Annotated in this window: 26 protein-coding genes; 11 read left to right on the forward strand and 15 right to left on the reverse strand. The window is 58.2% G+C overall.

The genetic code is table 11. The features are described from left to right. Positions 1 to 36: 36 nt before the first annotated feature. From fliH to fliR, 11 genes are all read left to right on the forward strand, one after another. Positions 37 to 777 carry a flagellar assembly protein FliH gene (gene fliH / locus D0C27_RS16820; RefSeq protein WP_021446819.1) on the forward strand — a complete coding sequence of 247 codons (741 nt, stop codon included), beginning with the start codon at positions 37 to 39 and terminating at the stop codon, positions 775 to 777. Then, the gene (fliI, locus tag D0C27_RS16825) at positions 777 to 2,219 is read left to right on the forward strand and encodes a flagellar protein export ATPase FliI (RefSeq protein ID WP_021446820.1); all 1,443 of its coding nucleotides are present in this window, start codon (positions 777 to 779) and stop codon (positions 2,217 to 2,219) included. Before fliH ends, fliI begins: the two co-directional genes overlap by 1 nt. A gap of 2 nt (positions 2,220 to 2,221) precedes the next feature. Then, the gene (gene fliJ / locus D0C27_RS16830; protein ID WP_137431356.1) at positions 2,222 to 2,671 is read left to right on the forward strand and encodes a flagellar export protein FliJ; all 450 of its coding nucleotides are present in this window, start codon (positions 2,222 to 2,224) and stop codon (positions 2,669 to 2,671) included. A gap of 12 nt (positions 2,672 to 2,683) precedes the next feature. Beyond that, positions 2,684 to 4,030, forward strand: a complete 1,347-nt coding sequence (locus D0C27_RS16835) for a flagellar hook-length control protein FliK (protein WP_240688272.1) — start codon at positions 2,684 to 2,686, stop codon at positions 4,028 to 4,030. A 212-nt stretch (positions 4,031 to 4,242) separates the two neighbouring features. Continuing rightward, positions 4,243 to 4,728 carry a flagellar basal body-associated FliL family protein gene (locus tag D0C27_RS16840; protein ID WP_226349333.1) on the forward strand — a complete coding sequence of 162 codons (486 nt, stop codon included), beginning with the start codon at positions 4,243 to 4,245 and terminating at the stop codon, positions 4,726 to 4,728. Beyond that, a complete protein-coding gene (fliM, locus tag D0C27_RS16845; RefSeq protein ID WP_009458081.1) occupies positions 4,729 to 5,736 on the forward strand; it encodes a flagellar motor switch protein FliM in 1,008 nt (335 codons plus the stop codon). After that, the gene (gene fliN, locus D0C27_RS16850) at positions 5,733 to 6,236 is read left to right on the forward strand and encodes a flagellar motor switch protein FliN (protein ID WP_035269079.1); all 504 of its coding nucleotides are present in this window, start codon (positions 5,733 to 5,735) and stop codon (positions 6,234 to 6,236) included. Before fliM ends, fliN begins: the two co-directional genes overlap by 4 nt. A 3-nt stretch (positions 6,237 to 6,239) precedes the next feature. Beyond that, positions 6,240 to 6,542, forward strand: a complete 303-nt coding sequence (gene fliO, locus D0C27_RS16855) for a flagellar biosynthetic protein FliO (protein WP_235484243.1) — start codon at positions 6,240 to 6,242, stop codon at positions 6,540 to 6,542. A 7-nt stretch (positions 6,543 to 6,549) separates the two neighbouring features. Further along, positions 6,550 to 7,317, forward strand: a complete 768-nt coding sequence (fliP, locus tag D0C27_RS16860; RefSeq protein WP_240688273.1) for a flagellar type III secretion system pore protein FliP — start codon at positions 6,550 to 6,552, stop codon at positions 7,315 to 7,317. A 9-nt stretch (positions 7,318 to 7,326) separates the two neighbouring features. After that, positions 7,327 to 7,596, forward strand: a complete 270-nt coding sequence (gene fliQ / locus D0C27_RS16865) for a flagellar biosynthesis protein FliQ (protein ID WP_003804652.1) — start codon at positions 7,327 to 7,329, stop codon at positions 7,594 to 7,596. 95 nt (positions 7,597 to 7,691) lie between these two features. Next, positions 7,692 to 8,477 (forward strand): flagellar biosynthetic protein FliR, encoded by a 786-nt coding sequence (gene fliR, locus D0C27_RS16870; RefSeq protein ID WP_137431358.1) that lies wholly within the window; start codon positions 7,692 to 7,694, stop codon positions 8,475 to 8,477. Here the strand turns inward: fliR and D0C27_RS16875 are convergent. From D0C27_RS16875 to flgC, 15 genes are all read right to left on the reverse strand, one after another. Continuing rightward, positions 8,474 to 9,163: a 3'-5' exonuclease gene (locus tag D0C27_RS16875; RefSeq protein WP_026484548.1), complete on the reverse strand. Its 690-nt coding sequence runs from the start codon at positions 9,161 to 9,163 to the stop codon at positions 8,474 to 8,476. The genes fliR and D0C27_RS16875 overlap by 4 nt on opposite strands. Next, positions 9,160 to 11,070 (reverse strand): DUF294 nucleotidyltransferase-like domain-containing protein, encoded by a 1,911-nt coding sequence (locus D0C27_RS16880; protein ID WP_137431359.1) that lies wholly within the window; start codon positions 11,068 to 11,070, stop codon positions 9,160 to 9,162. The genes D0C27_RS16875 and D0C27_RS16880 overlap by 4 nt, the downstream gene beginning before the upstream one ends. 119 nt (positions 11,071 to 11,189) lie before the next feature. Further along, positions 11,190 to 12,896, reverse strand: coding sequence for a methyl-accepting chemotaxis protein (locus D0C27_RS16885; protein WP_137431360.1), 1,707 nt, complete (start codon positions 12,894 to 12,896; stop codon positions 11,190 to 11,192). A gap of 21 nt (positions 12,897 to 12,917) precedes the next feature. Further along, positions 12,918 to 13,355: a hypothetical protein gene (locus D0C27_RS16890; protein ID WP_137431361.1), complete on the reverse strand. Its 438-nt coding sequence runs from the start codon at positions 13,353 to 13,355 to the stop codon at positions 12,918 to 12,920. Then, complete coding sequence (locus D0C27_RS16895) at positions 13,355 to 14,779, reverse strand: methyl-accepting chemotaxis protein (RefSeq protein ID WP_269508703.1); 1,425 nt, start codon at positions 14,777 to 14,779, stop codon at positions 13,355 to 13,357. The genes D0C27_RS16890 and D0C27_RS16895 overlap by 1 nt, the downstream gene beginning before the upstream one ends. A 67-nt stretch (positions 14,780 to 14,846) precedes the next feature. After that, entirely contained in the window at positions 14,847 to 16,064 is a 1,218-nt protein-coding gene (gene flgL, locus D0C27_RS16900) for a flagellar hook-associated protein FlgL (RefSeq protein WP_137431362.1), read from the reverse strand. A gap of 35 nt (positions 16,065 to 16,099) precedes the next feature. Beyond that, complete coding sequence (gene flgK, locus D0C27_RS16905; protein ID WP_009458104.1) at positions 16,100 to 17,815, reverse strand: flagellar hook-associated protein FlgK; 1,716 nt, start codon at positions 17,813 to 17,815, stop codon at positions 16,100 to 16,102. Positions 17,816 to 17,920: 105 nt separating this feature from the next. Beyond that, entirely contained in the window at positions 17,921 to 18,886 is a 966-nt protein-coding gene (gene flgJ / locus D0C27_RS16910) for a flagellar assembly peptidoglycan hydrolase FlgJ (protein ID WP_137431363.1), read from the reverse strand. Then, a complete protein-coding gene (locus D0C27_RS16915; RefSeq protein ID WP_009458108.1) occupies positions 18,886 to 20,016 on the reverse strand; it encodes a flagellar basal body P-ring protein FlgI in 1,131 nt (376 codons plus the stop codon). Before D0C27_RS16915 ends, flgJ begins: the two co-directional genes overlap by 1 nt. Before the next feature lie 26 nt (positions 20,017 to 20,042). Beyond that, a complete protein-coding gene (locus D0C27_RS16920; protein ID WP_009458110.1) occupies positions 20,043 to 20,729 on the reverse strand; it encodes a flagellar basal body L-ring protein FlgH in 687 nt (228 codons plus the stop codon). A gap of 19 nt (positions 20,730 to 20,748) precedes the next feature. Continuing rightward, positions 20,749 to 21,534 (reverse strand): flagellar basal-body rod protein FlgG, encoded by a 786-nt coding sequence (gene flgG / locus D0C27_RS16925; RefSeq protein ID WP_021446824.1) that lies wholly within the window; start codon positions 21,532 to 21,534, stop codon positions 20,749 to 20,751. A 44-nt stretch (positions 21,535 to 21,578) separates the two neighbouring features. After that, positions 21,579 to 22,328 (reverse strand): flagellar basal-body rod protein FlgF, encoded by a 750-nt coding sequence (flgF, locus tag D0C27_RS16930; RefSeq protein ID WP_035269047.1) that lies wholly within the window; start codon positions 22,326 to 22,328, stop codon positions 21,579 to 21,581. An 8-nt stretch (positions 22,329 to 22,336) separates the two neighbouring features. Further along, a complete protein-coding gene (locus D0C27_RS16935) occupies positions 22,337 to 23,725 on the reverse strand; it encodes a flagellar hook protein FlgE (protein WP_060186850.1) in 1,389 nt (462 codons plus the stop codon). 54 nt (positions 23,726 to 23,779) lie between these two features. After that, positions 23,780 to 24,472: a flagellar hook capping FlgD N-terminal domain-containing protein gene (locus D0C27_RS16940; protein ID WP_035269042.1), complete on the reverse strand. Its 693-nt coding sequence runs from the start codon at positions 24,470 to 24,472 to the stop codon at positions 23,780 to 23,782. 22 nt (positions 24,473 to 24,494) lie between these two features. After that, entirely contained in the window at positions 24,495 to 24,899 is a 405-nt protein-coding gene (gene flgC / locus D0C27_RS16945; protein WP_009458120.1) for a flagellar basal body rod protein FlgC, read from the reverse strand. Between the last annotated feature and the right edge of the window lie 2 nt (positions 24,900 to 24,901).

Below are 24,901 nucleotides of genomic sequence, written 5' to 3' on the forward strand. Positions count from 1 at the left end.
TGCCCAGGCACGAACCGCCTGCGCAGGAGCCTGTAAATGTCCAGCCACCGTAAAGCCTCGGCCTACTCGGAACTTCAGGAAAGCTGGAGCCGCTGGCAAATGCAGGGGCTGGATGATCCTGTCGTCGCCCCGGAACCGGAAGAGCCCGAGTTCGTCCCTCCTACCCCGGAAGAACTGCAGCGCGATCTGGAAAACCAGCGCAGCCAGGCGCAGGAAGAAGGCCATACCCAGGGCTATCAGGCCGGTTACAACCAAGGCCACGCTGCTGGTCTGGCAGCAGGCCAGGAAAGTGGTCATGCCCAGGGCTATGAAGCCGGAATGGCGGCTGGAATGGCCAAGGCACAAGAACAGATTGACCAGTACATCAAGGAATTTGTCGCCTTGAACCAGAACTGCGCCCAGTCCATTGAACTGATGGATCAGGAAATGGGCCAATCCCTGATTCAGCTGGCGACACGTATTGCCGAGCATGTATTGCAAAGCACCATCAAGGCCGAACCCAGCCGCATCCGCGATCTGGTTGCCGAAGTACTGCGTAGTGATCCAGGCGATACCAGCGCCCTGGAACTGAGCTTGCACCCGGACGACATCAGCCTGGTGCGTGAGTTTCTGATTGAACAAGGCGAGCCCCGCGCCTGGCGTCTGCAAGAAGACCCCCAGCTGCAACGCGGTGAATGTCGTGTGCGCTCCAGTTACGGCGATATTGACGCCACCTTTGCCACCCGCTGGAAACGCGCCCTGGCCAGCCTGGGCTTGCCCGTCTCATCGGAGCCCTGATGGCAACGCCCCTTTTGGCCTCCTCCCCCGAACGCTGGCGCGCCCAGATGCTGTCGGCACAGCAACGGGTCCAGGCCATTGAGCCCTGCTTGCGCAGTGGCCGCGTTGTCCGCGCCACGGGTTTGGTGCTGGAGGCCACAGGTTTGAAGCTGGCGGTAGGGGCCGCTTGCAAAGTGGAGCTGTCTGCCGCGCAAAACATCTGGGCCGAAGCCGAGGTTGTAGGGTTTGAAGGCAGATCCTTGTATTTGATGCCCTTGAGCGAAATTTCCGGCCTGCCTCCCGGTGCACGTGTTGTACCGGTTGAAGCTCAACTGCAGCCGCCGGTTCCGCTGCCCGACTCCGATCAACCGGACAGCCTGCCTGCCCAGGCGCGTTCGCGCCATGTTCCGGTCGGCCCCGGCCTGCTGGGTCGCGTGGTCGATGGCAGCGGCAATCCGCTGGACGGTTTGGGCCCGATCGACGCGCAAGCGTGCGTCTCGCTCAGCCACACCACACCCAACCCACTGAAGCGCAGTCCCATCGACACGGTTCTGGACGTAGGAGTACGTGCCATCAACGGTTTGCTGACCGTAGGCCGTGGTCAGCGCATGGGCCTGTTTGCCGGTTCCGGTGTGGGTAAAAGTGTGCTGCTGGGCATGATGGCCCGCTACACCCAGGCCGACATCATTGTCGTGGGCCTGATCGGTGAACGGGGCCGAGAAGTTAAAGAATTTATTGAGCACAACCTGGGCGAAGAGGGCCTGCAACGCTCGGTTGTTGTCGCTGCTCCGGCTGATGTCTCGCCCTTGCTGCGTCTACAAGGCGCGGTGTACGCCACCCGTCTGGCCGAGTTTTTCCGCGATGAAGGCAAGAACGTCTTGCTGATCATGGATTCACTGACGCGTTATGCCATGGCTCAGCGCGAAATCGCCTTGGCAATTGGCGAGCCGCCCGCCACCAAGGGCTACCCTCCTTCCGTTTTTGCCAAGCTGCCGGCCCTGGTGGAGCGCGCCGGCAATGGCGAACCCAATGCACAAGGCCGTTGCGGCTCGATCACCGCGTTCTACACCGTGCTGACCGAGGGCGACGACCAGCAAGACCCGATTGCCGACTCGGCCCGGGCGATTCTGGACGGTCACATTGTGCTGTCGCGCAGTCTGGCGGAAACCGGCCATTACCCGGCCATTGATATCGAAGCGTCCATCTCGCGGGTCATGCCCAGCATTGTGGAGCCAGAACAGATCAAGATGGTGCACCGCTTCAAGGGCCTGCTCTCCAGCTATCAACGCAACCGCGACCTGATTGCCGTGGGCGCCTATACCCGTGGCAATGATCCTGCCATTGATCAGGCCATTGATCGTTTCCCCTGGCTGGAAGCCTATCTGCGCCAGGGCATGCAGCAACGTGTGGACGTGCCACGCGCCTTCGATGAATTGAACGCCGTTCTCAATAGCGAGCAATAGCCATGAAAGCCAACGCCTCTTTACATACGCTGGTCGATCTCAGTCAGAACAATGTGGACGACGCGGCCCGCCATCTGCAGGAGCTGCGAACAGAACGCGATGCGGCCCAGTCGCAGCTGGAAATGTTGCAGACCTATCGCCAGGACTACGCCCAGCGCCTGCTGGATGTGGGCCAAACTGGGGTAACCATGGCGAACTACCACAATTTCCGGCGCTTTATCGTGACATTGGACCAGGCCATTTCCCAGCAAAATAGTGTCATCCAAGCGCTGGAAGAGAAAATGGAACAGGGACGCCAGGTCTGGTATGGCCATCAGCAGCGCCTGAAAGCGTATGAAACCTTGATCGACCGCCGTCTCCAGACCCAGCAAATCCAGCAACAAAGAATGGAACAACGTAACAGCGATGAAATCGCTGCTCGTCTCTTTACCCGTAGCCAGACCGCCTATTAAACAAGCGCCGCCATGACTTCGCCCACTCTTTCGGTTTTACCTGCGGCCCCTGCCGCACCCTCGGCCCCCGTTACCAACACGGCCGGGCCTGCGGCTGCGCATGCGCCCAAAGACGAAGGCTTTGCCCAGCATCTGCAAACCCAACAACAGCAGGTGCAACACAAAGGGGCTGGCAAGACACCGGCAGCCGCCAAGCAGGACAGCACCAAAACCCAGGTTCCCGCCGATAGCCCCAAGCTGGCTGACGCCGTGGCCGAACAGGCTGGTGCCAGCGAGCTGGACCCCTTGATCAAAGACCCGGCCCTGCTGATTGCCGATCAGAGCGATCTGGAACTTGACACGGATGCCCCGGCCGATAGCGGCCTGCCTGCCATGGCCTTGTCGATTCTTTCGCAAGTACAGGCCATCAAGAGCAGCAAGGTCGACCCCAAAAGTGCCCAAACCGATAGCAAACTGCCACTGAGCGCTCTCAACACACGCCAGAATCTGGCCGCCGAGCCAAGTAGCCGTCAAGCTCAGACCGCGCCATTGACCGCTGTTGAAGCAGAAGCCGAGCTTGATCTGAGCGCCGAACTGGTCTTGCCTAAAGCCGTTGAAACCAGCAATCCGCTGGCTGCCACCACTGCTCGCAAACCAGCGGTGAACACAGCACAAGTACTGAACAACAACCCGCCAGGCACTGGCATCGCCGCTAATGTGCCCTCATCCCAGACACGTTTGATGGATGAAGCGTCAGCTTCCTTGGCTAGCTTTGGCCGACAAATTGCTGACGATGCCCGTGCCGGCGTGAATCTGAACCTGCCCGCTCTGGATGCTTCCCTGCTAGCGCAACTTGGCGCCGCACCCAGCGCAGTCCAGGCCAACAGCCCGGCCTCCTTGCCCAGCCCCCTGACGCTGGCCATTGCCACACCGGTCCAGTCCCCCGAATGGGGGGCGGCCATGGGTCGTCAAATGATTACCTTGGCCCAGCAGGCTCAAAGCGGCGTTCAAAGCGCCGACATTCGTCTGGACCCACCCGAACTGGGCCCCTTGCGCATTACCTTGCAAATGCAGGATGGGATGGCCCACGCCATGATCACCTCGCCCCATGCTCAAGTCCGCCACGCCCTGGAACAATCCTTGCAGCAGCTGCAACAGCAGTTTGCAGAAAACGGGCTGACCTTGGGACAGGCTGACGTAGGCGACCAGCACGCCTCGCACCAGGCCTTTCACGAGCAACTGGCCGCCAAGGGCAATCAAGGCGATCAACCCGCCCTCAGCCTGAACGGCGTGGCTTCCACTGACGAAAGCAGCCCCTTGGTGAACAGCAGCGCCACACGCTCGCTGAACCCCGACGCGCTGGTTGATACCTTCGCCTGATTCACAGTCCCACAGACAGCCCGGCAAAAAGCATGATTAAGCTCGAAAAGCAGCGTCTATTCGCCGGGCCTGTCCTGTCTGTCCTCCGGCACAATAGCTCAGGCATGCAGTCAGGCTCAGGCCCGACATGCGTTTGTCTGTTTGTAATACGCTAGAAAATACATCGCTCACATCACATGGCCCGAAAAGCACCCACCAAACTTGCACGCCTGATGAAAACCGGTCTGCTGGTTCTGTTTATTATCGCCGCTAGCGTGGGCGCAACGCTGTACTACTCCCTGCAACAAAGCAGCACGCCTGCCTGGTTGGCCTGGGCAGAAAAAGGCCAATCGGTTGAAGCGGCCCCTGCCCCGGACGAACCGCCGGTGGTCAAGGTCAATGCCAAACCCATTTTTGCGCCGCTGGACCCCTTTACCGTCACCCTGAACGAGAATGGCCGCTCGCGCATCTTGTACGTAGGCATCACCTTGCGTGTCCAGGACGATGGTTCGCGCTCCATGCTGGTGGAGTACATGCCCATGGTGCGTGATCGCGTGCTCAAGATTCTGGCTGAACAGCGCCCCACCTACATCCAGACCTCCGAAGGGCGTCAAGCCCTGGTTGCACAGCTGAGCGCCGGCCTGAAAGAGCCCTACGCGCCCAACACCGCTGTACCGAACATCAATGATGTCCTGTTCACCGCCTTTGTCATCCAATAAATGTCGTATCAGAGCTTCCTATCCCAAGACGAAGTCGATGCACTGCTGGCCGGTGTTACCGGCGAAGGCGCTGACACCAAGCCCTTGAACGAAAACCTGACTGGCGTACGGGCCTATGACCTGACCTCGCCAGACCGGGTAGTGCGTCACCGCATGCAGACCCTGGAGCTGATCAACGAGCGCTTTGCCCGTCGTTTGCGCTCGACCATGCTCAGCTTCATGCGCCGCAACGCAGACATCACCGTCGGTTCCATTCGTATTCAGAAGTACTCGGATTTCGAGCGCAACCTGCCCGTGCCCAGCAACCTGAACATGGTTGCCTTAAAGCCCTTGCGGGGCGTGTCGCTGTTTACCTTCGACCCGAACCTGGTCTTCCTGATTATCGACAGCCTGTTTGGTGGCCATGGCCGCTACAACACCCGCGTCGAAGGCCGGGATTTCACCACGACCGAGCAGCGCATCATCCAGCGTTTGCTGACCCTGACGCTGGAGAGCTACTGCGGTGCCTGGGAGTCCATCTACCCGCTGGAAGCGGAGTACATGCGCTCGGAGATGCATACCAAGTTTGCCAGCATCAGCAGCAGCAATGACATCGTGGTGGTGACCTCTTTCAATATTGAATTTGGTGCCCAGGGTGGCAATCTGAATATCTGCCTGCCCTACTCCATGATCGAGCCGCTGCGCGATCTGCTGACCCGCCCCTTGCAGGACAAAGGCACCAACGATATCGACCAGCGCTGGACCCAGCAATTGTCACGACAAGTGCGCAGCGCCGAAGTTGAACTGATTGCCAACTTCGTCAATATAGACATGACCATTGCCGAGCTGACCCAGTTAAAGGCCAATGATGTCTTGCCGATTGAAATCCCCACTCTTATTGAAGCCCACGTGGATGGCGTGCCGGTTCTGGAATGCCGCTACGGCACCTCCGGTGGCCGCTACTCCTTGCGGGTAGAAAACATCTTGGCCACCAACGACAGCGATTTGACTAAAGGTAAGTCCCTATGAGCGACCCTCACAACCCTAACGACCGGTCTGCGCCCGAGGACGACTGGGCAGCCGCGATGGCTGAGCAACAGGCTGGCAGCCAAAGCAGCACCCAAGCCCAAGGACTGGAACAGCCCCTGGAGGATGACTGGGCCTCGGCACTGGCCGAGCAAAGCGCAGCCGCGCCTGTGCACGAACCCAGCCCGGCCAGCAATCTGTTCCCGCCCATGGAGCACGCCGAGGCGAACGCCACCACCGATATCGACATGATTATGGACATCCCGGTCCAGCTGTCGGTGGAGCTGGGTCGCACACGTCTGACCATCAAGAACATTCTGCAACTGGGCCAGGGCTCCGTGGTGGAGCTGGACGGTCTGGCGGGCGAACCGCTGGATATTTACGTGAACGGCTACCTGATCGCCCAAGGCGAAGTGGTCGTGGTGGACGATAAATACGGTATTCGCGTCACCGACATCGTGACTCCATCGGATCGTATCCAACGCCTGAACGGCCGCCGCTAGAACATGGAACAAGCCCAGCTCGTCAGAATCATGCTCAGCCTGCTGCTGGTTGTAGGCCTGATTCTGGCGGCAGCCTGGGTTGCCCGCCGAGGCGGGCTGCTGAAAAACAAAAACCAGCAACGCATCAAGATTCTGGACAATCAACGCCTGGGGCCGCGCAGCAGCGTGGCCTTGGTCCAGATTGATGACCGCGAAATTCTGATTGGCATCACCCCTCAGCAGATCAGCCTGCTGCACACCACAACGCCCGCTAGCTCCGAGCCGGACTTCCAGGCCCATCTGGACCAGCACCGTGCGCCCCGCTGACCGCATCATGACCGCACTCTTCTCTCCCGCCCAGCGCATCGGCCTGATGCTGCTTCTGGCCCTGATCAGCCTGCTCCTGCCTTCCGAGGCCTGGGCCCAGGCTGTTCCGGCCATTACCAGCACAGCAGGCCCGAACGGCTCGCAAACCTGGTCACTCAGCATCCAGACACTGGCCATGCTGACCATGATGTCCTTCCTGCCAGCGGCCTTGCTGATGATGACCGGCTTTACCCGCGTCATCATTGTGCTGGGGCTGCTGCGCAATGCCATGGGTACCGGTACAGCGCCGCCCAATACCGTGCTGGTGGGTCTGGCCCTGTTTCTGACTTTCTTTGTGATGTCACCGGTGTTTGATCAGGTGTATCAGGACGCCTACAAGCCCTTGTCGGAAAACAAGATCAGCTTTGAAACCGCGCTGGAGCAAGGTGCCCAACCCCTGAAAACCTTCATGCTGCACCAGACCCGCGAAGCGGACTTGAAGCTGTTTGGCGATATGGCGGGCGTGGCAGAACTGGAATCCCCGGAAGATGTCCCCTTGCGCGTACTGGTGCCGGCTTTTGTAACCAGCGAGCTGAAAACCGCCTTCCAGATCGGCTTTACGATTTTTATCCCCTTTCTGATCATTGACCTGGTGATTGCCAGCGTCCTGATGTCCCTGGGGATGATGATGGTCCCACCCGTGACCATCTCGCTGCCCTTCAAGCTCATGCTGTTTGTGCTGGCCGATGGCTGGCATCTGCTGCTGGGTTCCCTCGCCCGCAGCTTCTACCAATAAAGGACTGTCATGACTCCCGAAACCGTCATGTCCATGACCTATACCGCCCTGAAACTGGCCCTGTCCATGGCCGGTCCCATGTTGATCGTGGTGCTGGTGGTCGGTCTGGGCATCAGTATTTTCCAGGCAGCCACCCAGATCAACGAGATGACGCTGTCTTTCATCCCCAAGCTACTGGCCATGGGCATTACGGTGGTGCTGCTGGGCCCCTGGTTGATCAACAATATGGTCGACTACATGCAGGGCCTGTTGCGTGGCATTCCCGGGCTGGTCAACTAAGACTGACCAGCGCGACAAGGAGCCTTCCGTGAGTACGCAAATCCGTGACTGGCAAAGTGCAATGCCTTGCCCACTGAACAGGCCCTAGGCTTGCCGTGCTCGACCTGAACTCCGCCCAGCTCTATGCCTGGCTCAATGCTTTCCTGTGGCCCTTCATCCGTATTCTGGCCACTCTGGCCACGGTCCCCTTTTTCAGCGAATCGGCCATCCCCAAGCGGGCCAAAGTGGGTCTGGGCTTTGTCCTGACCCTGATTGTCGCGCCCTCGCTACCGCCTCTACCCGATCTACCTACGGCCTCTTACGAGGCCCTGCTGATTGCCGCGCAGCAAGTGTTCATCGGTGTCGCGTTGGGTCTGACCATGCGCATCGTGTTTGCAGCGGTACAGACAGCGGGCGAGTTTATCGGCCTGCAAATGGGCCTGTCTTTTGCCTCATTCTTTGACCCCGCTACCGGCGCGAATACCGCCGTGCTGTCGCGGCTGTTGAACGTGATTGCGGTGCTGACCTTTCTGGCCCTGAACGGCCACCTGCTCTTGCTGGGTGTGCTGGTGCGCACCTTCCATGTGCTGCCCATCGGCGCGGACCTGCACATCAATGGCTGGGGTGCCTTGCTTGATTGGAGCAGCGAATTGTGGGTATCAGGCATGTTGCTGGCCCTGCCACTGATTATTGTGCTGCTGACCATTAACCTGGCCTTCGGGATCTTGAACCGTACCGCCCAGCAATTGACGATTTTTGCTGTGGGTTTCCCAATTACGCTGACAGTCGGCCTGACCTTGCTGACCGTGGTCATTCCTCAGACTACGCCCTTCCTGACCCAGCTATTCAACTCCGGCTACGAAGCCATGATGCGGGTCGCGCTGGGGCTGGCAGGCTCTTAAAACGCGTGCGCCTGCCGCTGCTTGTGCGATTGCATCAAGCGCCGAGCCTGGCCTATGGTCAGGATGCCTTTTTGCTTGGCGCGCCCAATCAGTAATTGCATCAACTGTGCACTGACCAGGGCATCTCCCAACGCATCATGGCGGTCACTTACGGGCAGGCCACAATATTTCAGGCAATCGTCCAGGCCCAGACGACGACCACGCCAGTCGGGCAATACACAGGCAGCCAGTTCAGCCAAATCCAGAGCCAAAGGCCGGGCCTGTTCCAGGCCCGCCTTCGGCCAGGCACGATCCAGAAACGCCAGATCAAAGTCAGCATCCCAGGCGACCCATACCGTGTTTTCGGAATAGCGGGCAAAGTCCCGCATCAGCTGGGGTAGTGGCTCGCCTTCTTCCTGTTGTTGCGGGCTGATCTCATGAATCAGCAGACTTTCATGACTGCGCTCACCCTGGGACCGAACCAGACCGGACCAGATATTGCCCAAGGCAATCGAACCGTTTTCCAGGCGGACCGCACCCATCTGAACGATATGGTGGCGCTTGGGTTCCAGACCACTGGTTTCCAGATCCAGCACCGTAAAGGCCGCTTCGTCCAAAGCCAGTTCGTCCACCCCGCTCCAGGACAAGGAGGGACTGCGTGCGGCAAAAGAGGATTTACGCCAAGGAAGCCAGGAAAGCAGTTTCATAAGCGATACCGGAAAGCCAGAATACGTTGGGCACGGCGCACTTGCGACAAGGCTTCACGCAAGACACGTGCATCCAGTGCACCTAAAGTACTCAAACGCACCAGATTGTTGGGCTCCTGCCCCTGCTGCAACTGGGTTTGGTGATGTTGCAAGCGCAGCAATTGCAAATAGCGGTAGGCCTCGCACAGGCCCTCTGACTCCTCGTCTGTGAAGACACCGCGCTGAGTCAGCACGGCCAGCCTGTCCATGGACGAGGCCAGTTCGCAACCATGCGCCAGGGCCAGCACCCGCAGCACATCCACCATCGGTGCCAAGGCCTGTTTCTTGATGTCCAGCTTGTCATCGCCCTGCCCCATCAGCGCTTCCAGACGACTGCGCTTTTTACCACTGGGAATACGGGTCTGACAGGTACTTTGAGCCAGCATGCGCTGGAACACAGGGTTATCGTTCACCATGCCCAATACCCGGCGCTGCATGCGTTGCAGCATACTGCTCTGGCCCCAGATGGCGCGGCAGTCAAAGTAAATCGTGGACTCCAGCAATTGCTCGGGCGCAGGCCGTTCAATCATGATCTGGAAACGATGCAGCCATTCGGCTTCAGACAGGCAGAGGTCAGGATTGCTGGCCATGATATTGCCGGTGCACCACGCCATCCCGCAGCGGTCCAGAGCCTCATTCACCCGACGCGCAAAAGGCAGGAGCAAGGCGCGATGGGCTTGGGCCTGTTCGGGCGAATGGGCGGCAAACAAAATGCCATTGTCCTGATCGGTATGACGGGTTTGCTCGCCACGGGCCTGACTACCAAAAGCCAACCAGCAGAACTCGATGCCATCCAGCCCGGAGCCGGGCAAGCTCAGTTCAATCGTGCGCTGAACCGTGTGATCATTCAAACGCGTAATCACCGCAGTCAGCTGTTCAGAACGCGCACCGTGAGCCAGCATGGCGTCCACCAGCCGACCAATATCGGACTGCAGACGTACCAGCACGGACACGTCCTGGGCACAGCGCAAGGCACGCGACAAATGCACCAGGTCCACGCGCTGCAAGGAGAACACATCGCGCTCGGACACCATGCCCACGACTTTATGGTCTTGAACCAGACAGATATGGCCAATCTGATGCTCTACCATCAGCAAAGCCGCATCAAAGGCCGAGGATTGGGGAGCCAGCCAGACCGGGTCCGGTGTCATGACTTGAGACATGGCCTGGGTCGGATCGTATTGACCACCGGCTACCAAACGGCGCAAGTCTCGCAAGGTGAAGATGCCCAGCAAATGCTGGTCCGGATTGACCACCACCATGCTGCTGACCTGACGCTCGTGCATGTCCTTGACCGCCTGCTCGACCGGACAATCCGGCAAACAGCTGAGCAAACCGCGTTCTGTCAGGGCTTGCAGACTCATGTCCAGCGTGTAGCTGGCACCCAGGTCGGCGCTGGCACTTTTCTGGGCACTGCGCCAGACCGAGGCCAGCAGGCTGCTGGCACCACGCAAGCAGTAATCCCGAAAAGGCTCGCTGATGGTCAGCAGATGGGCAACGGCTTCACCAGCCACGCACAAGGTAAAACAGTCTTCCTGCACCAGGTAATCACTGTCCAGAGCCTGACCCGAGACCAGTTCACGCACGGGCAGAAGATCCCCTTCCACATACTCGTGAGTTTCACCGTGTTCCTGGCTGGAGATCTGACCTTGGCGAACAAGATAGAGCTGGTCAACACGCGCGCCTTCTTCCAACAGCACCTGTCCGGCTGAAAAAAACCGTAGCTCGCTATGCTCGATCAGGTAATCGCAGTGCTGCGCCTGCATCTGATCGAAAGGCGGGTAAGCAATCAACCAGGCCAAGATGCCGGGCGCCTTTTGGCGCACCGCCGTCTTGGCCACGGATTCACCGGGAATCGCGAAGGACATGGGCGTCTCTGCTGGCTATAGGCAAAGAATTATTGTGCCATGCAGCATGGCCCTCGCGGACCCTGTTTTTCTAGGGGATTTCAACTATAGGCATGCGCCTTTTTTTCCCCTCAAAGCGCTTAACGCAAACGATCGTAGTCGCGCTCGGCCATATCGATGACATCGCCTTCCTGAACCTTGAATTGGGAAACCGCCTCGGCCAGGGTCTCGGATTGAGACTGCAAAGAGCCTGCTGCCGCAGCAGCCTCTTCCACCAGCGAGGCATTTTGCTGCACCACAGCATCCATTTGTGCCACGGCAGTATTGATCTGCTCGATACCCGCCGTTTGCTCTTGAGAGGCCGAGGAAATCTCGCTCATCAAGGTGGTCACGCTATTTACCGCGCGCACCACTTCCTGAATAATGTCGCCCGCGCTGGCCACTTGCTGTGTACCGGTCTGGACTTCATTTTGCGAGGCTTCAATCAGGCCCTTGATTTCCTTGGCCGCTTGCGCGCTGCGCTGCGCCAGGCTGCGTACTTCGCCCGCTACCACCGCAAAGCCCTTGCCCTGCTCACCGGCCCGGGCGGCTTCCACGGCGGCGTTCAAAGCCAGAATATTGGTTTGGAAGGCAATGCCGTCAATCACATTGACGATGTCAGCCACCTGTCCGGAACGGGCAGAAATCTGGTTCATGGTGTTGACTACGGCACCAACTGACTCCCCCCCCTGGCGCGCAACCTTGGCAGCATTATGAGCCAACTGGTCTGCCTGATGAGCATTGTCCGCGTTCTGGCGCACTGTGCTGGCCAACTCTTCCAGACTGGCCGCCGTTTCCTGCAAGGCCGCCGCTTGTTGTTCGGTACGGGAACTCAAATCGGTATTGCCTGCAAAAATCTGCGAGGAACCCGAAGCAATCTCGTCCACCCCTTGACGCACGGTCAGCACAATGCCTTGCAAGCTTTGCTGCATGCGGCGCATGGCGTCGTACAAAACACCGACTTCATTGGCCGAACGGTAGGTAATCTTCTTGGTCAGATCGCCATTGGCAATATGGTCAAAGTGCATACCGGCTTCACGCAGGGGAGTCAAAGCGGTACGACCCAGTACCAAGCGCAGCACCACAATAATGATCAGGCCAATCAGCAAGCCAAAACCAATCGCGCTAATGGCAACGCTGGTTTGCAATTCGGATTGCTCCAGCAAAAAGTCTGTCTGATCGTTATAGAACTTGCTCAGCTCCTCAATACGGAACTGGAAGGTGGCGGCACGCAGCACGCCAAAGCCCTCGCTGACGAAGTAAAAAGTGCTGTAGTCGCGGGTTTCCAGGGCCTGCACCATCGGTTCGATGCCGTCATCCAGATAGGCCTGATAGGAGGCCACCAAGCCCATGGCCAGACGGCGCAGCTCGGGCTCCGTGGGCATATTGGCACGAATATCAGCAAAGGCCTTGCGGACTTCATCGAGCTTCTGGTTGGCCATAATCACCAGGTTGTCTGCGCTTTGCAGCATATTGGCGTCGTTATCGATGCCAGCTTCCTGATAAAAGCGAGCAGCGCTCATCAAGCTAAGACGCGCCTCCATCATATTGTTGTTCAGCTGCAGAATTTGCACTGAACGGTCACTTTGGCCATTAATGGTGCGCAAGGCATCACCGCTTTGCTGCAGGAAGTAAACCGCCAGGCCACCCACGGCCACAATCAGAACCATGAACAAGCCCATGCAGATCATCAGCATGGTGCTGATCTTCAGACCCGAAGCGGACTTCAGACTGGGGCGAAACGATTTTGAGGAACGACGTTTAGAAGCGCGGGACGCGGACGGAAGACTGCTTTCAATACCCAGCATTTGCTAAATCCAAAGAAAACTCTAGTGGCTGACCGGCAAGATGGTGATCATGTCCGTGCCAGGGTGCTCAATCGTGACCGAGCCTGTCGTGGTACTACGCGCTTGCTCGCGATACATGGAAGGAATATGACTGCGTTTGACCACTTGCTGGAAACGCCCCTGGGCATCAAATTGAAGCCACAGCTCCTGTCGAAAATAGACCGCATCCGTTGCCAGGCTTGTGCCCTGGAACCACACGGCCATTTCACTGCCATCGAGCTGTCGGTAGACCTGATGAGGACGACCTTGCAAGGACAGCTCGGCATCGGCACGAGTACTTTGGCCCAGGATCAGATCATTCAACCCCGAGGCCTTGAAGGAGGAACCCTGGGTGGCACACGCCACCAGGGTAAGCAAGCACAAGCCTATCAGCGTCTTACGTCCCAGCCCGACCCAGGTACTCAGTCGGGAGCGAGACATTAAAACTCCTCCCAATCATCATCCGAAGCAGCGCTGCTGCTTTTGCTCAGGTCCGGGCGCAGCAGGCGCTGGCTATCATCCTGGGCAGCGGTAGCCTTGGCGGCCGGTGCAGCCTTGGCAGGCGCCGACAAGCCTTTGGTGGCGGGGCTGGCTTTGGTTGCCGCGGCACTGCCGTTCAAGGCGGGGCTGCGACGGTGTTCTGTTTCAGAGGAGGCAGCGGCCACACTGCGGCGGTTGGCCACACGGCGCGCGCTGACGTCAATGACTTCCGTACCGGGCGAACGGAAGAAAGCGATGGCCTGGTTGACCTTGGTCACCTGCTCGCTCAGGCCAGAGGATGCCAGAGCGGCCTGCTCCACCAGACGGGCGTTGTACTGCGTTGTTTCATCCATTTGCGAGACTGCGCGATTCACCTGATCAATCCCGGAGGACTGTTCAATCGTGGCAGCGGTAATCTCACCCATGATGTCGGTCACGCGACGCACGGAATCCACAATTTCCTGCATGGTGGCGCCGGCACGCTCCACTTGCGAGGAACCTTCCGTCACTTTGCGCACCGAGTCTTCGATCAAGGCGGTAATTTCACGCGCGGCCTGGGCACTGCGCTGAGCCAGGGCTCGCACCTCAGCGGCCACCACCGCAAAACCCTTGCCCTGTTCCCCTGCGCGAGCGGCTTCCACAGCCGCGTTCAAAGCCAGAATATTGGTCTGGAACGCAATGCTGTCGATCACGCCCACAATGTCGGAAATCTTGTTGGAGCTGGCCGAAATGCCTTGCATGGTTGCAACCACTTCATTGACGGCACTACCACCACGATGAGCCACATCCGATGCTGTGGCGGCCAACTGGTTGGCTTGCTGGGCGTTGTCCGCGTTCTGGCGAACAGTGCCGGCCAACTGCTCCATGCTGGCAGCGGTCTGCTGCAAGGAAGCGGCCTGCTCTTCGGTACGGCTGCTGATATTGGTATTGCCCTGGGCAATTTCCTGCGCACCGGCATGGATCTCTTCCAGGCCCAGACGTACCGTCGTGGTGGTCTTGACCAGGGATTCCTGCATGCGGCCCAAGGACTCGAACAGATCACCGATCTCATTGGCGGTCAGCACGCGAATACGTTGAGTCAGATCGCCTTTGGCAATCGCATCAAAGTACGCGGCAAAGTCACCCAAAGGACGCACCACACGACGGAAGAAGTAGCTGACCGCAGCCAGACCCAACAACACGGCCAGCACCAGCACAACGGTCAGGACGATATTGAACGTGCTCTGTTGCTCTTGCAGGGTGCGCAATACCTTGTCGCCCGAGCCCAGGGCCAACAGGCCATGAAAGTAATACAGTGCCCAACCTGCCATGGCCACTGTCAATGCCATCAGAGCAGCAATACAAAAGGTCATGCCGACCTTCAGACTCAAATTCTTAAAAAGCATAGAAGATTCCCGCACGTGGTGCTTGACTGCCGGTTAAGGAAAAACCACCCAAAAAAGGAACGCAGACTTAGCGATTCAGATTGAACAAGCTCATGCTCTGAATCGTCTGAAACGCCATGGCCGACATTTCCAGCGCGGCCTTGCGCAACTCCAGATCCGTGGAAGCCTGAAAAATATTCAGATCTTCCAGACGCGAGAGCTCATTGGTGTAGTTCAAGGCACGAGCCGCGCCGTTGGCGCTCAAGGCATCAATCTCGTTCATGCGCGTACCCACCGAGGAAATCACGGTCTGCACGTTATCGAAGTTTTCCCCGATACGTTGCATGGCCGAGTTCATCGTGTTGCGGAACTCTGCCTGCCCAGCGGGATCGCCACTGACAGGTTTACGCAGGGCCTCAACCACCGATTGCAAGGTGTTGAACATGTTCATGTCTGCCGAGCTGGTGCTGTCTACCGAGCTGACCTCGAAACTGTCACCGACGGCAGGCTTGCCTTCGATCTGGACGCTGACGCCACCGGGCAAATTAATGCGTTGACGCTCGTTCTCGTCCAGTACGCCCTGGCTGACAACCGCGCCATTCACTTCGATGTCGTACTCGGTTTCCGAAGTAAAGCGAATGGTGTAATGGGCTTCGGCACCGGCCAGCGAGGAATTGCCATTCGGAGCACTGACTACAGCCGAGCCCGTATTGGCATTGGCCTGGGTGAAATAGGCGGTCGAGCCGGGATTGGCGCGCTCGAAAATGGTGCGGCCATGATCGGCCGAATCCATTTGACGAGTTTGCTCAACCTGAATATTGCGGCTGTTGGTGTCGCCCGTGTAGCTGAAGGTATTGCCCGTACGCTCGAAGGCCTGTGTCGTGCCCTTGGCACCGGAGAACAGGTATTGCCCCGAACCATCCTTGGTATTGGCAAAGCCAAACAGAGTATCCAGCGCACTTTCCACCACCGTGGCCAAGGTGCTGCGATCCGCATCGGACATGGTTCCGGTAGAGGCTTCCACCAGACGGGTCTGCACGCCTTGCAACTGCAGGTTGACGGCATTGAGCAGGTTTTCTTCCTCACCCAGGGCACGCATGGCCACTTCACGGTTTTCACCGTAACGCTTGTCCATGGCCTGGGACTGGGCCAGATTAATGGTCTGGGCCGAGGCCAGCGGATCATCCGATGGGGTGATCATGCGCTTTTGCGAGCCCATTTGCTGAAAAACCCGCATCAGATCGGACTGCTGCTTGTTGATCGAAGTCAGGCCCGTCTGAAAGAAAAGAGAAGAACTGATACGCATAGCAAGGTTCCAATTTCAAGACTAAAGAGCCGTACTCAACTACGCAGGCCTAAAAGGGTGTCAAACATCTGGGAGCTGACGTCAATCAGACGGGCAGCGGCCTGATACTGCTCCTGATAACGCTGGAGCATGATGTATTCCTCGTCCTTGTTCACGCCGGACAAGGTTTGCTGAGCGGCATAGTTTTGCTCGATCAGCTTTAACTGGGCTTTGGCCGCCGTGCCGTTTTGCTGCGTTTGCACCGCAATACGGTTCACGATCTGACCAAAAGAATCGTTCAGGCTCAAGGAGCCGTCGGCCAGCACCTTGCTATTGCGCAAGTCCGCCAGTTTCTGGGCGATGGCACCGTTAGCCGAACCGGTGTCTTTGTCGGCTGCAGCAATATCCTGTGGACGCTTGATCTCCACCTGCAAGCTGCTGCCTGCATTGACGGTGGGCTGCAGCAACCAGGAGTCGCCATCCTGAGATTGGGTCTTCAAGCCAGAGACATCAATTTCCAGACCATCCACCCGGGTAATGCCACCGTTCTTGTCCGGACCGTTCAAGGGGGTAACGTCGTTGCTGCTCAAGTTACGCAGCTGGAAACGACCATCCACGCGCTCGATGCGGTAGTTGTCGCCCGTCAGCTTGTCGACTGGCTGGGTGTAGCCCTTGCTGGGATCAGCCGGATCAACAGGGTCTTTGTAGAAAGACACACCAGGCACACCGCTGCTGACCGGGTTATTGCCATTGGCAATCACTTTCGGGCCGCTGACGCTGAACATGTCTTTGCCCGCCTCACCCTTCAGGTCCACACCTTGACGGTGAATATCGTTCACCGTGTGAGCCAGACCCACAGCCAAGCGCCCCAGCGCATTGATAGCCGGCTCCAGGCTTTCCTGACGGAACTGCAACAAACCCCCCAAGGTGCCGCCTTTAATGGTGCCCTCGCGGAACTCGGACACCACCATCTTGCCGTCCACATTCAGTGCGGAGGTAAAGCCGACCACCATACGCTCAGGGTTTTCAGCCGAACGCACGGCGTGCAAGGGGTAAATACTTTCGCCACCCAGCAGCATCTGGCCGCCAGCGGTGGTGATGCTCATCCGTCCATCCTGCTCGACGGTACGCACATCAATCAGTTGCCCCAGCTCGGACACCAGTTGTTCGCGCTGGTCCAGCAAATCATTGGGTTCGTGACCGGGCGTGGTGCCTTTGGCAGCCACGATCTGTTTGTTGACGTTATCAATCCGTTCCAGATAGCTGTTGATCTGGGTAACGGTGGTACCCACCTGGGTATTGATGTTCTCGTTGACACGGTTCATGTAGGATGTCGCGTCACGAATCTGGGTAGCCAGGCTTTCTGCACGGCCCAGCAGTTCCTGGCGAGCCGAAGGATCCGCAGGTTGCGATGCCACGGCTTCCAGACCATTGAAAAAGTTTTGCAAGGCGGGACTGACGCCGACCGTGCGGTCCGAGAACAGATTGTCCAGCTGGGCAATTTCCGTACCGTAGCTAACCAGAGCCGCACCGGTAGTTTGCGAGCGCACCAACTGCTGATACAGAAAGTTGTCGTAGGAGCGCTGAACGGTAACCACCTGCACGCCACGGCCGTAATAGCCATTGCCGCTTCCTACCGAGCCAGCCGTCTCAACCAGGACCGATTGGCGGTTATAGCCAGCGGTATCGATATTATTAATATTGTGGCCCGTCACCTGCATGCGCTTTTGAGCGGCAAACAAGCCGGTAATACCAAGGTTGGCGAGATTCATATCAAATCCTTTCTGTCCTGCCCGGCCCGTAGTGTCCAAGGCGAAAAATGAACATGCTGCTTTTTAACGACCACCTTGGTGCAATATTTAGACCTGTATCAATAATTAAGACTTGCCGCCATCAAAGTAGGCCATGATGGAGATCAGCTTTTTGGCGTAGGAGGGGTCGGTGGCGTAGCCCGCTTCCTGAATGCGTTGCGCCGCTTCTTGAGGCGAAGCCGCTTGTTTTACGCCTTCATAGCGTTTGTTATTACCGATCAGGCGCGCGTAGTCCGCAAACGACTCGGCATAGGAGTCATAAGCACGGAAGGTCTGCGTCATTTTGCGCGCCACGCCGTTCTGATACTCCGTCGTCATGACGTCCACCGTTTTGCCCTTCCAGGACGGCGTAGCCTTGATACCAAACAGGTTATGGCTGGTGGAGCCATCTGCGTGCATGATTTCACGCTTGCCCCAGCCCGACTCCAGCGCCGCCTGGCTCAAGATCAGTTGGGCCGGAACGCCACTGTCCTCGGCAGCCAATTTGGCGGCCGTGTTCATGCGGTCCACAAACTGGCGAATATGATTGGGCGCGCCCTGAATCGACGAGTACACACGCTGCACCGTACTGTTATTGCTGAGCTTGTCGATCAGCTCGGCAATCGATGCTGCATCAATGGAACGGTCATTAGGCATGCGCGAACGCAAATCCGCCCGACGCGAAGGGGCCGCTTCCGGATCATGGGACGCGACACCAAATGGCTCGCTGTTCTGCCCGCTCATCTGGGCCTGCAAGGCTTTGGCCAAACCAATGCCGGGGTCAGCCAACTGCATGGCCAGTTGCTCATCACCCAGACTTTGCGCCATGCGCACCGACTGCGTATCAAACAGGCCGCCTTCGGGATTGGCAGCCCGTGCCTGCTTCAAAATATTTTGAATGAACAGGGACTCGAACTGACGCGCCACTTGCAGCTGAGTGGCCTGATTCTGACCGTCCTGCCCGGCTTGCCGACGCAGTTGAGCCAGTTGCTGGGGGTCAAACATCGAAACCTGCGTTCCCGTGCCCGGACGTGGGAAGTACTGCACCGTCATTAGATGATCTCCAAATCGGCCCGCAAAGCGCCCGCGCTTTTCAGGTTCTGCAAGATGGACAACAAGTCTTGAGGGGTGGCACCCAAAGCGTTCAAAGCGCGCACCACATCGGCCAGGTTGGCACTGGTCTTTACGCGTTGCAGGGAGCCGCTATCACTGCGCATTTCAATCTGGGTGCTGTCAGCCACTACGGTCTGACCACCACCAAAAGGAGTATCCGGCTGGCTGACCTGCGGTTGACGGCTGATGACCACGGACAGATTGCCGTAGGCAATGGCGGCTTCATCAATCGTGACCGTGCGGTTCATGACCACCGAGCCGGTACGAGCATTGATCACCACGCGAGCACGTGCCGGTGGCAGATTCACTTGCAGGTTTTCAACATGCGAAATAAAGGCGGTTTGAGCCTGGGGGTCCAAGGGACCGCGCACCTGAATCAAGCGACCATCCAGCGCTGTTGCGGTGGATGGGCCGAACTGCTTGTTCAAGGCCGCCACCACGTTCTGGGCTGTACCGAAATCCGAGGAATTCATTTCCAGATTGATCACGCCATCCCGAGCGTAAGTCGTGGGTACGCTTTGCTCGACCGTTGCGCCGCCTGGAATGGTGCCGCCATTGAGCTGGTTGACCTGTACGCTGGAACCACCTGCTTCGGCCCCTGCCCCACCCACCAGCAAGTTGCCTTGGGCAATGGCATAGACCTGACCGTTCGCACCTTTCAAGGGCGTCATCAACAAGGTCCCGCCACGCAAACTCTTGGCATTACCCATGGAGGACACGACCACATCCACGGCCTGACCAGGACGGGCAAAGGCGGGCAGACGGGCCGTCACCATGACAGCCGCCACGTTCTTGAGCTGCATATTGCTGCCCTGGGGAATGGTCACCCCCAACTGGGACAGCATATTGGTCAAGCTTTGCTGAGTGAAGGGAGCCTGACGCACCTGGTCACCGCTGCCATCCAGACCCACGACCAGACCGTAGCCGATCAGCGGGTTGTCTCGCACGCCCTGAATGGATGCCAGATCCTTGATACGCTCGGCCTGGCTGACCGGAGCCAGCAACAGGCCCGCCGCCAACATGGCGGCTTGCAGCACATGGCGACAAGAAGAAAAACGAGTACGACTCATGGAAAACGCCATAGCAAGCAAAAGGCTCAGAACGGAGAAATATTCAGGAAAAAACGCTGTAGCCAACCCATGGTCTGGACTTCGTCCATAACCCCTTTGCTACGAAACTCGATACGGGCATCAGCCACCTGGGTGGAAGACACCGTATTGCTGCCAGTAATGGAGCGTGGGTCCACCACACCAGAAAAGCGGATGTGCTCGCTGCCACGGTTAATGGCGATCTGCTTCTCACCGGCCACCTGCAAATTGCCGTTAGGCAAAACGCCGACCACGGTGGTCGTCAAGGTGCCGCTAAAAGTATTGTCGGCACGGCTGGAACCCTTGCCCTGAGCCTTGTTCGAGCCACTGACTTCAAAGTTCTGCTTGCTACCCACTTCGTTAGGCAGGAAAGCTGGAACGCCGGTAAAGTCCAGACCACCGCTTCCGGTCCGATCCGTATTGGTCGAGACATTCTTGGCCGCGTTGGTCCGCTCCTGGATCATGATCGTGACAATGTCGCCCACATTACGTGGTCGTCTGTCTTCAAACAGCGGATAGTTACCGTAAGCCGAGGGCTGGTAGATAGAGCCATTGGCCACCACGGCGGCAGGCACCGCCGGTGGCGGGGCGGCCGTCAGGGGGCCGGTTACCACATCTTCAGGGGGCACCAGCGCACAACCGGACAGGGCTACAAGCGCACACAAGGCAAGACGGCTCATCAGAGCTTGGAACATTGTCACGATCTCTTTAGATTTACAGCTGTGTCAGGCGAGCCAGCATCTGGTCAGCCGTGGAAACGGCCTTACTGTTAATTTCGTAGGCGCGCTGGGTGCTGATCATATTGACCAGTTCTTCGGCCACATTGACGTTGGAGGTTTCGTTGTACTTGTGCATGACCAGACCTGCACCGTCCATACCGGGTTGCAGAAAGTTGGCGGCACCCGAGGCATCGGTTTCGATGTACAGGTTCTCGCCCATGCTTTGCAGGCCGGCCGGATTCACGAAGGTGCTCAGTTGCAACTGGCCCACTTCCACACTGGTACCGGCTGCACCAGGCTGAGTCACCGACACGGTGCCATCACGGCCAATCGTCAGTTCCAGCGCGTTGTCGGGAATATTGATGGGGGGCTGAATGGGGTAACCGCCAGCAGTCACCAGCTGACCATTCTGGTCACGCTGCAAGCTACCGTCGCGCGTGTAGGCAAACGTGCCGTCCGGCATTTCCACTTGCAGGAAACCGCTGCCCTGAATGGCGATATCCATATTGTGGCCCGTGTGCTTCATGTCACCTTGGGTATGGATACGCTCGGTCGCCACGGTGCGCACACCGGTACCAACCTGCAAGCCGGTAGGCAGCTGGTTGGCGGCACCGACTTGAGCGCCGGGCTGACGGATGGTTTGGTACATCAGGTCTTCAAACACCGCGCGGGTACGTTTGAAGCCGGTGGTATTCACGTTGGCCAAGTTATTGGAGATAACGTCCATATTGGTCTGCTGGGCTTCCAGACCGGTCTTGGCAATCCACAGAGAGCGAATCATGTGTGTGTAATCCTTGCAGCTAGCGCCTGCGCAATCAGCGCGGCTTAGCCATTAAAAGAAAGTAGGGAGTTGGCCCGATCTTCGCGTGCGCTGGCGTCCTGGATGACCTTCATCTGGGTTTCAAAGCGGCGCGCATTGGCAATCATGGCCACCATCGCTTCAGCCGGGTTCACATTGCTTTTCTCGATAAAGCCCGAAACCATGCGTACCGACGGATCAACCGGGGCCGGCGCGCCATTGCTCATGCGAAACAAACCATCCTGCCCCCGCAACAAATCAGCAGAAGGGGGATTGACCATCTTCAATTGCCCCATCACCTGGATATCGCGTGGGTTGTCACCCGCACCCAGCGCGGTCAACTGACCGTCGCTGGAGAACGTGATCGATCCGCGATCCGGGATTTCAATGACCTGCCCATCGGCGCTGAGCACGGGCAAGCCACCTTGTGTCACCAGCTGGTTCTGGGCATTGACCACCAGATCGCCTGCCCGCGTATAGGCTTCCTGACCATCCAGCGCACGGACGGCAAACCAGCCCTCGCCCGCAATGGCCACATCCAGCGCATTGCCGGTCTCGGCCATGGCGCCAGGTTGAAAACGGCTGCCAGGCGTCACTGTGGCCGTGCCTACGCGGGTTTGCGAACCCACATCGCTTGTGACGGGCACGGAACGGTAATACGCCAACTGCTGGCGAAAACCGGACGTGTTCACGTTGGCCAGGTTGTTGGTAATGACGTCTTGTTGCTCCAGCGTGCGCTGGGCGCCATTCATGGCGGTGTAAATCAGGCGATCCATGACAGCTCTTAACGCAGGTTGACCAGGGTTTGCAGAACCTGATCCTGCGTCTTGATGGTCTGGGCATTCGCCTGGTAGGTACGCTGGGCAATAATCATATTGACCAGTTCCTGACCCATATCCACGTTGGAATCTTCCACCGCCTGACCCTTGATCGTGGCCAAGCCGTTCTCGCCGGGGCGACCCAGGATAGGCTGGCCCGATGCGCCGGTTTCAGCCCAGGCATTACCACCTACAGGGCTCAGACCTTGCAGGTTGCTGAAATCAGCCAGAACAAGGGAACCCAGACGCTGCGTTACACCGTTGGTGTAGGAAGCCACCATGGTGCCGTCCTTGTCGATGCTCATGCCAGCGTACTCACCCGTGGCGTAACCATCCTGGTAAGGCTTGCCCTTGGCAAACTCGCCACCGAACTGGGTGGTGCCGGTGTAACGCACATCAAACACCAGATCATCCGCTGGCGACGCATTGCCACCGGGATTGGCCAGTGTCAGATTGACGGTAGCCGGATTGGGGCTGGTCATCACGCCTGAACCGTTAAAGGTCAGGGTCGCGCTGGCAGGCGACAAGGGCGTGCTGCCTTCCATGTAATACACGTCCCACACACTCTCACCGGCCGCATTGGCGGGGCGCTTGACGAAGTATTGGGAAACCTCGTGGCTGTTACCCAGCGAATCGTAGACGGAGTAGCTGAATGCGTTGCTGTAAGTGGTGGGGTCTTTGGGATCAAACACATTGACCGCAACGGTTTCCATGTCTGGTTCCATCACGGGCTCCATGACGGGGTTACCGCTGCCATCCAGAACGGGATCACCATTACCGTCCAGCTTGGGAGTCATTTCAGGATTACCGTTGGCATCCAGTTTGGGCTTGAATACCAGATCACCGTTGGCATCCACTTTTTGCTGTGTTTTGGTCGTTGGAATTGCTTCGGCACCGCCGGGCAGGTTGGGCTTGAAATCCAGGGCTGTCGTGGCTTTGGGAGGCACGTTGGCCGAAGGCACTTGCAAGCGCTCCAGCTGGCTACCACCTGGGCCGTAACCGGTCAGGTAATGACCTTGGGCGTTAACCAGATAGCCCGCCTTGTCCGGATAGAACTGGCCATTGCGCGAGAACAGGACAGCGCCGTTACTTTGCTCCAGGCGGAACAAACCGTTTGCACCGTCAATCGCCATGTCGAACTGGTTACCCGAGTTGCTGACGTTACCTACCGAGAAACGCTGGCTGACCCGCGATACCTGCACACCCAGACCGATGCGCGAGTTGGCATACACGTCCGCAAACTGCACGGTCGAGGCCTTGTAGCCCACCGTGCCCGAGTTGGCGATGTTATTACCAATAGAATCCAGGTTTTGGGAGGCGGCGTTCAAGCCACTCAATCCTTGTCCGAAGCTCATGAACTTTCCTTTTAATGTCGTGTTGGCCCAGCCCGCTGTTGGGGCAAGCGGCGCTTACATGATTTTGCGTATATCCAGCAGGGAGAACGAACCCGCCAGGCCAAGGTCCAGCATCAAACCGCTGGAGGTGTAAGCCACGCTATCGACCTTGCCATGCGTCAATGGGCTGGCTGTGACGGCCGTGCCGTCATTACTGGCCAAGACACTGACGGTGTACGAACCGTCGGCCAGCGGTGAACCATCGTTATCCAGGCCGTCCCACTCCAACGAGTACACGCCCGCGTCTTTGGCGCCCAGATCGTATTCACGAACCACTTTGCCGCTGCTATCCTTGATCTGAACCACGGTCGAAGTCGCTCCGCTGACCAGATCAATGCCGTAGGGCATGGCCACTTTCTCGCCATCCTGGCTGGTCCCCAGGGACACTTTCGAGCCCGGCACCAGCACTTGCTTGCCGATCAGATTGGCGGCCTGCATGGACTGACTGACGTCCATTTGCCCGGCCACAGCCAGCAAGGTGTTATTCAATTGCTGAATCCCCGCCACCGTGGACATTTGCGCCATCTGGGTCGTGACCTGGGCGTTATCCATGGGGTTGAGCGGGTCCTGATTACGCAGCTGCGTAATCAGCATGGTCAGAAAGCGGTCTTCCGTTTCCGCCATGGCGCTTTTGTTGCGGGCATCCACACCAGCCATGGTCCCTGCAGTGGGGTCCAGGGCGGTGCGATCATTATTGACTGTGCTCATGTTCTATCTTCCGTAAACCGGCTTACTGGCCAATGGTCAAGGTGCGCAACATCAGATTCTTGGAGGTGTTCACCACTTCCACATTGGCCTGATAGGAGCGCGACGCAGCCAGCATATTGACGGTCTCGGCCACCACATCCACATTGGGCAGAGTCACATAGCCTTGTTCGTCGGCGTAGGGATTGCCGGGGTCATATTGCAAACGGCCGGGCGCATCACTTTCCTGCACGCCCACCACTTGCACGCCACCCACGGGGCTGTTGCCCTGAGGAGTCATTTGAAACACCACTTGGCGGGCCTTGTAGGGCTGGCCATCGGGTCCAACCACGCTATCGGCGTTAGCCAGGTTGCTGGCCGACACGTTCAAGCGCTGCGATTGTGCCGTCAGAGCAGAACCGGCAATCTGGAAAATACTGAAACTGGACATGA

This window comes from Alcaligenes faecalis (assembly GCF_005311025.1).
In the GTDB taxonomy this organism is placed as follows: Bacteria; Pseudomonadota; Gammaproteobacteria; order Burkholderiales; family Burkholderiaceae_B; genus Alcaligenes; species Alcaligenes phenolicus.

Coding starts and splice junctions, on each gene's coding strand:
- flgG (WP_021446824.1), bottom strand. CDS start 21,534: ATGATTCGCTCTCTGTGGATTGCCAAGACCGGTCTGGAAGCCCAGCAG.
- fliI (WP_021446820.1), top strand. CDS start 777: ATGGCAACGCCCCTTTTGGCCTCCTCCCCCGAACGCTGGCGCGCCCAG.
- D0C27_RS16895 (WP_269508703.1), bottom strand. CDS start 14,779: ATGCTTTTTAAGAATTTGAGTCTGAAGGTCGGCATGACCTTTTGTATT.
- fliM (WP_009458081.1), top strand. CDS start 4,729: ATGTCGTATCAGAGCTTCCTATCCCAAGACGAAGTCGATGCACTGCTG.
- fliH (WP_021446819.1), top strand. CDS start 37: ATGTCCAGCCACCGTAAAGCCTCGGCCTACTCGGAACTTCAGGAAAGC.
- D0C27_RS16940 (WP_035269042.1), bottom strand. CDS start 24,472: ATGAGCACAGTCAATAATGATCGCACCGCCCTGGACCCCACTGCAGGG.
- D0C27_RS16915 (WP_009458108.1), bottom strand. CDS start 20,016: ATGAGTCGTACTCGTTTTTCTTCTTGTCGCCATGTGCTGCAAGCCGCC.
- fliQ (WP_003804652.1), top strand. CDS start 7,327: ATGACTCCCGAAACCGTCATGTCCATGACCTATACCGCCCTGAAACTG.
- flgF (WP_035269047.1), bottom strand. CDS start 22,328: ATGGATCGCCTGATTTACACCGCCATGAATGGCGCCCAGCGCACGCTG.
- fliN (WP_035269079.1), top strand. CDS start 5,733: ATGAGCGACCCTCACAACCCTAACGACCGGTCTGCGCCCGAGGACGAC.
- D0C27_RS16880 (WP_137431359.1), bottom strand. CDS start 11,070: ATGTCCTTCGCGATTCCCGGTGAATCCGTGGCCAAGACGGCGGTGCGC.
- fliP (WP_240688273.1), top strand. CDS start 6,550: ATGACCGCACTCTTCTCTCCCGCCCAGCGCATCGGCCTGATGCTGCTT.
- D0C27_RS16840 (WP_226349333.1), top strand. CDS start 4,243: ATGAAAACCGGTCTGCTGGTTCTGTTTATTATCGCCGCTAGCGTGGGC.
- flgJ (WP_137431363.1), bottom strand. CDS start 18,886: ATGACGGTGCAGTACTTCCCACGTCCGGGCACGGGAACGCAGGTTTCG.
- D0C27_RS16875 (WP_026484548.1), bottom strand. CDS start 9,163: ATGAAACTGCTTTCCTGGCTTCCTTGGCGTAAATCCTCTTTTGCCGCA.
- D0C27_RS16885 (WP_137431360.1), bottom strand. CDS start 12,896: ATGCTGGGTATTGAAAGCAGTCTTCCGTCCGCGTCCCGCGCTTCTAAA.
- fliJ (WP_137431356.1), top strand. CDS start 2,222: ATGAAAGCCAACGCCTCTTTACATACGCTGGTCGATCTCAGTCAGAAC.
- flgL (WP_137431362.1), bottom strand. CDS start 16,064: ATGCGTATCAGTTCTTCTCTTTTCTTTCAGACGGGCCTGACTTCGATC.
- flgC (WP_009458120.1), bottom strand. CDS start 24,899: ATGTCCAGTTTCAGTATTTTCCAGATTGCCGGTTCTGCTCTGACGGCA.
- D0C27_RS16935 (WP_060186850.1), bottom strand. CDS start 23,725: ATGAGCTTCGGACAAGGATTGAGTGGCTTGAACGCCGCCTCCCAAAAC.
- D0C27_RS16920 (WP_009458110.1), bottom strand. CDS start 20,729: ATGTTCCAAGCTCTGATGAGCCGTCTTGCCTTGTGTGCGCTTGTAGCC.
- flgK (WP_009458104.1), bottom strand. CDS start 17,815: ATGAATCTCGCCAACCTTGGTATTACCGGCTTGTTTGCCGCTCAAAAG.
- fliO (WP_235484243.1), top strand. CDS start 6,240: ATGGAACAAGCCCAGCTCGTCAGAATCATGCTCAGCCTGCTGCTGGTT.
- D0C27_RS16835 (WP_240688272.1), top strand. CDS start 2,684: ATGACTTCGCCCACTCTTTCGGTTTTACCTGCGGCCCCTGCCGCACCC.
- D0C27_RS16890 (WP_137431361.1), bottom strand. CDS start 13,355: ATGTCTCGCTCCCGACTGAGTACCTGGGTCGGGCTGGGACGTAAGACG.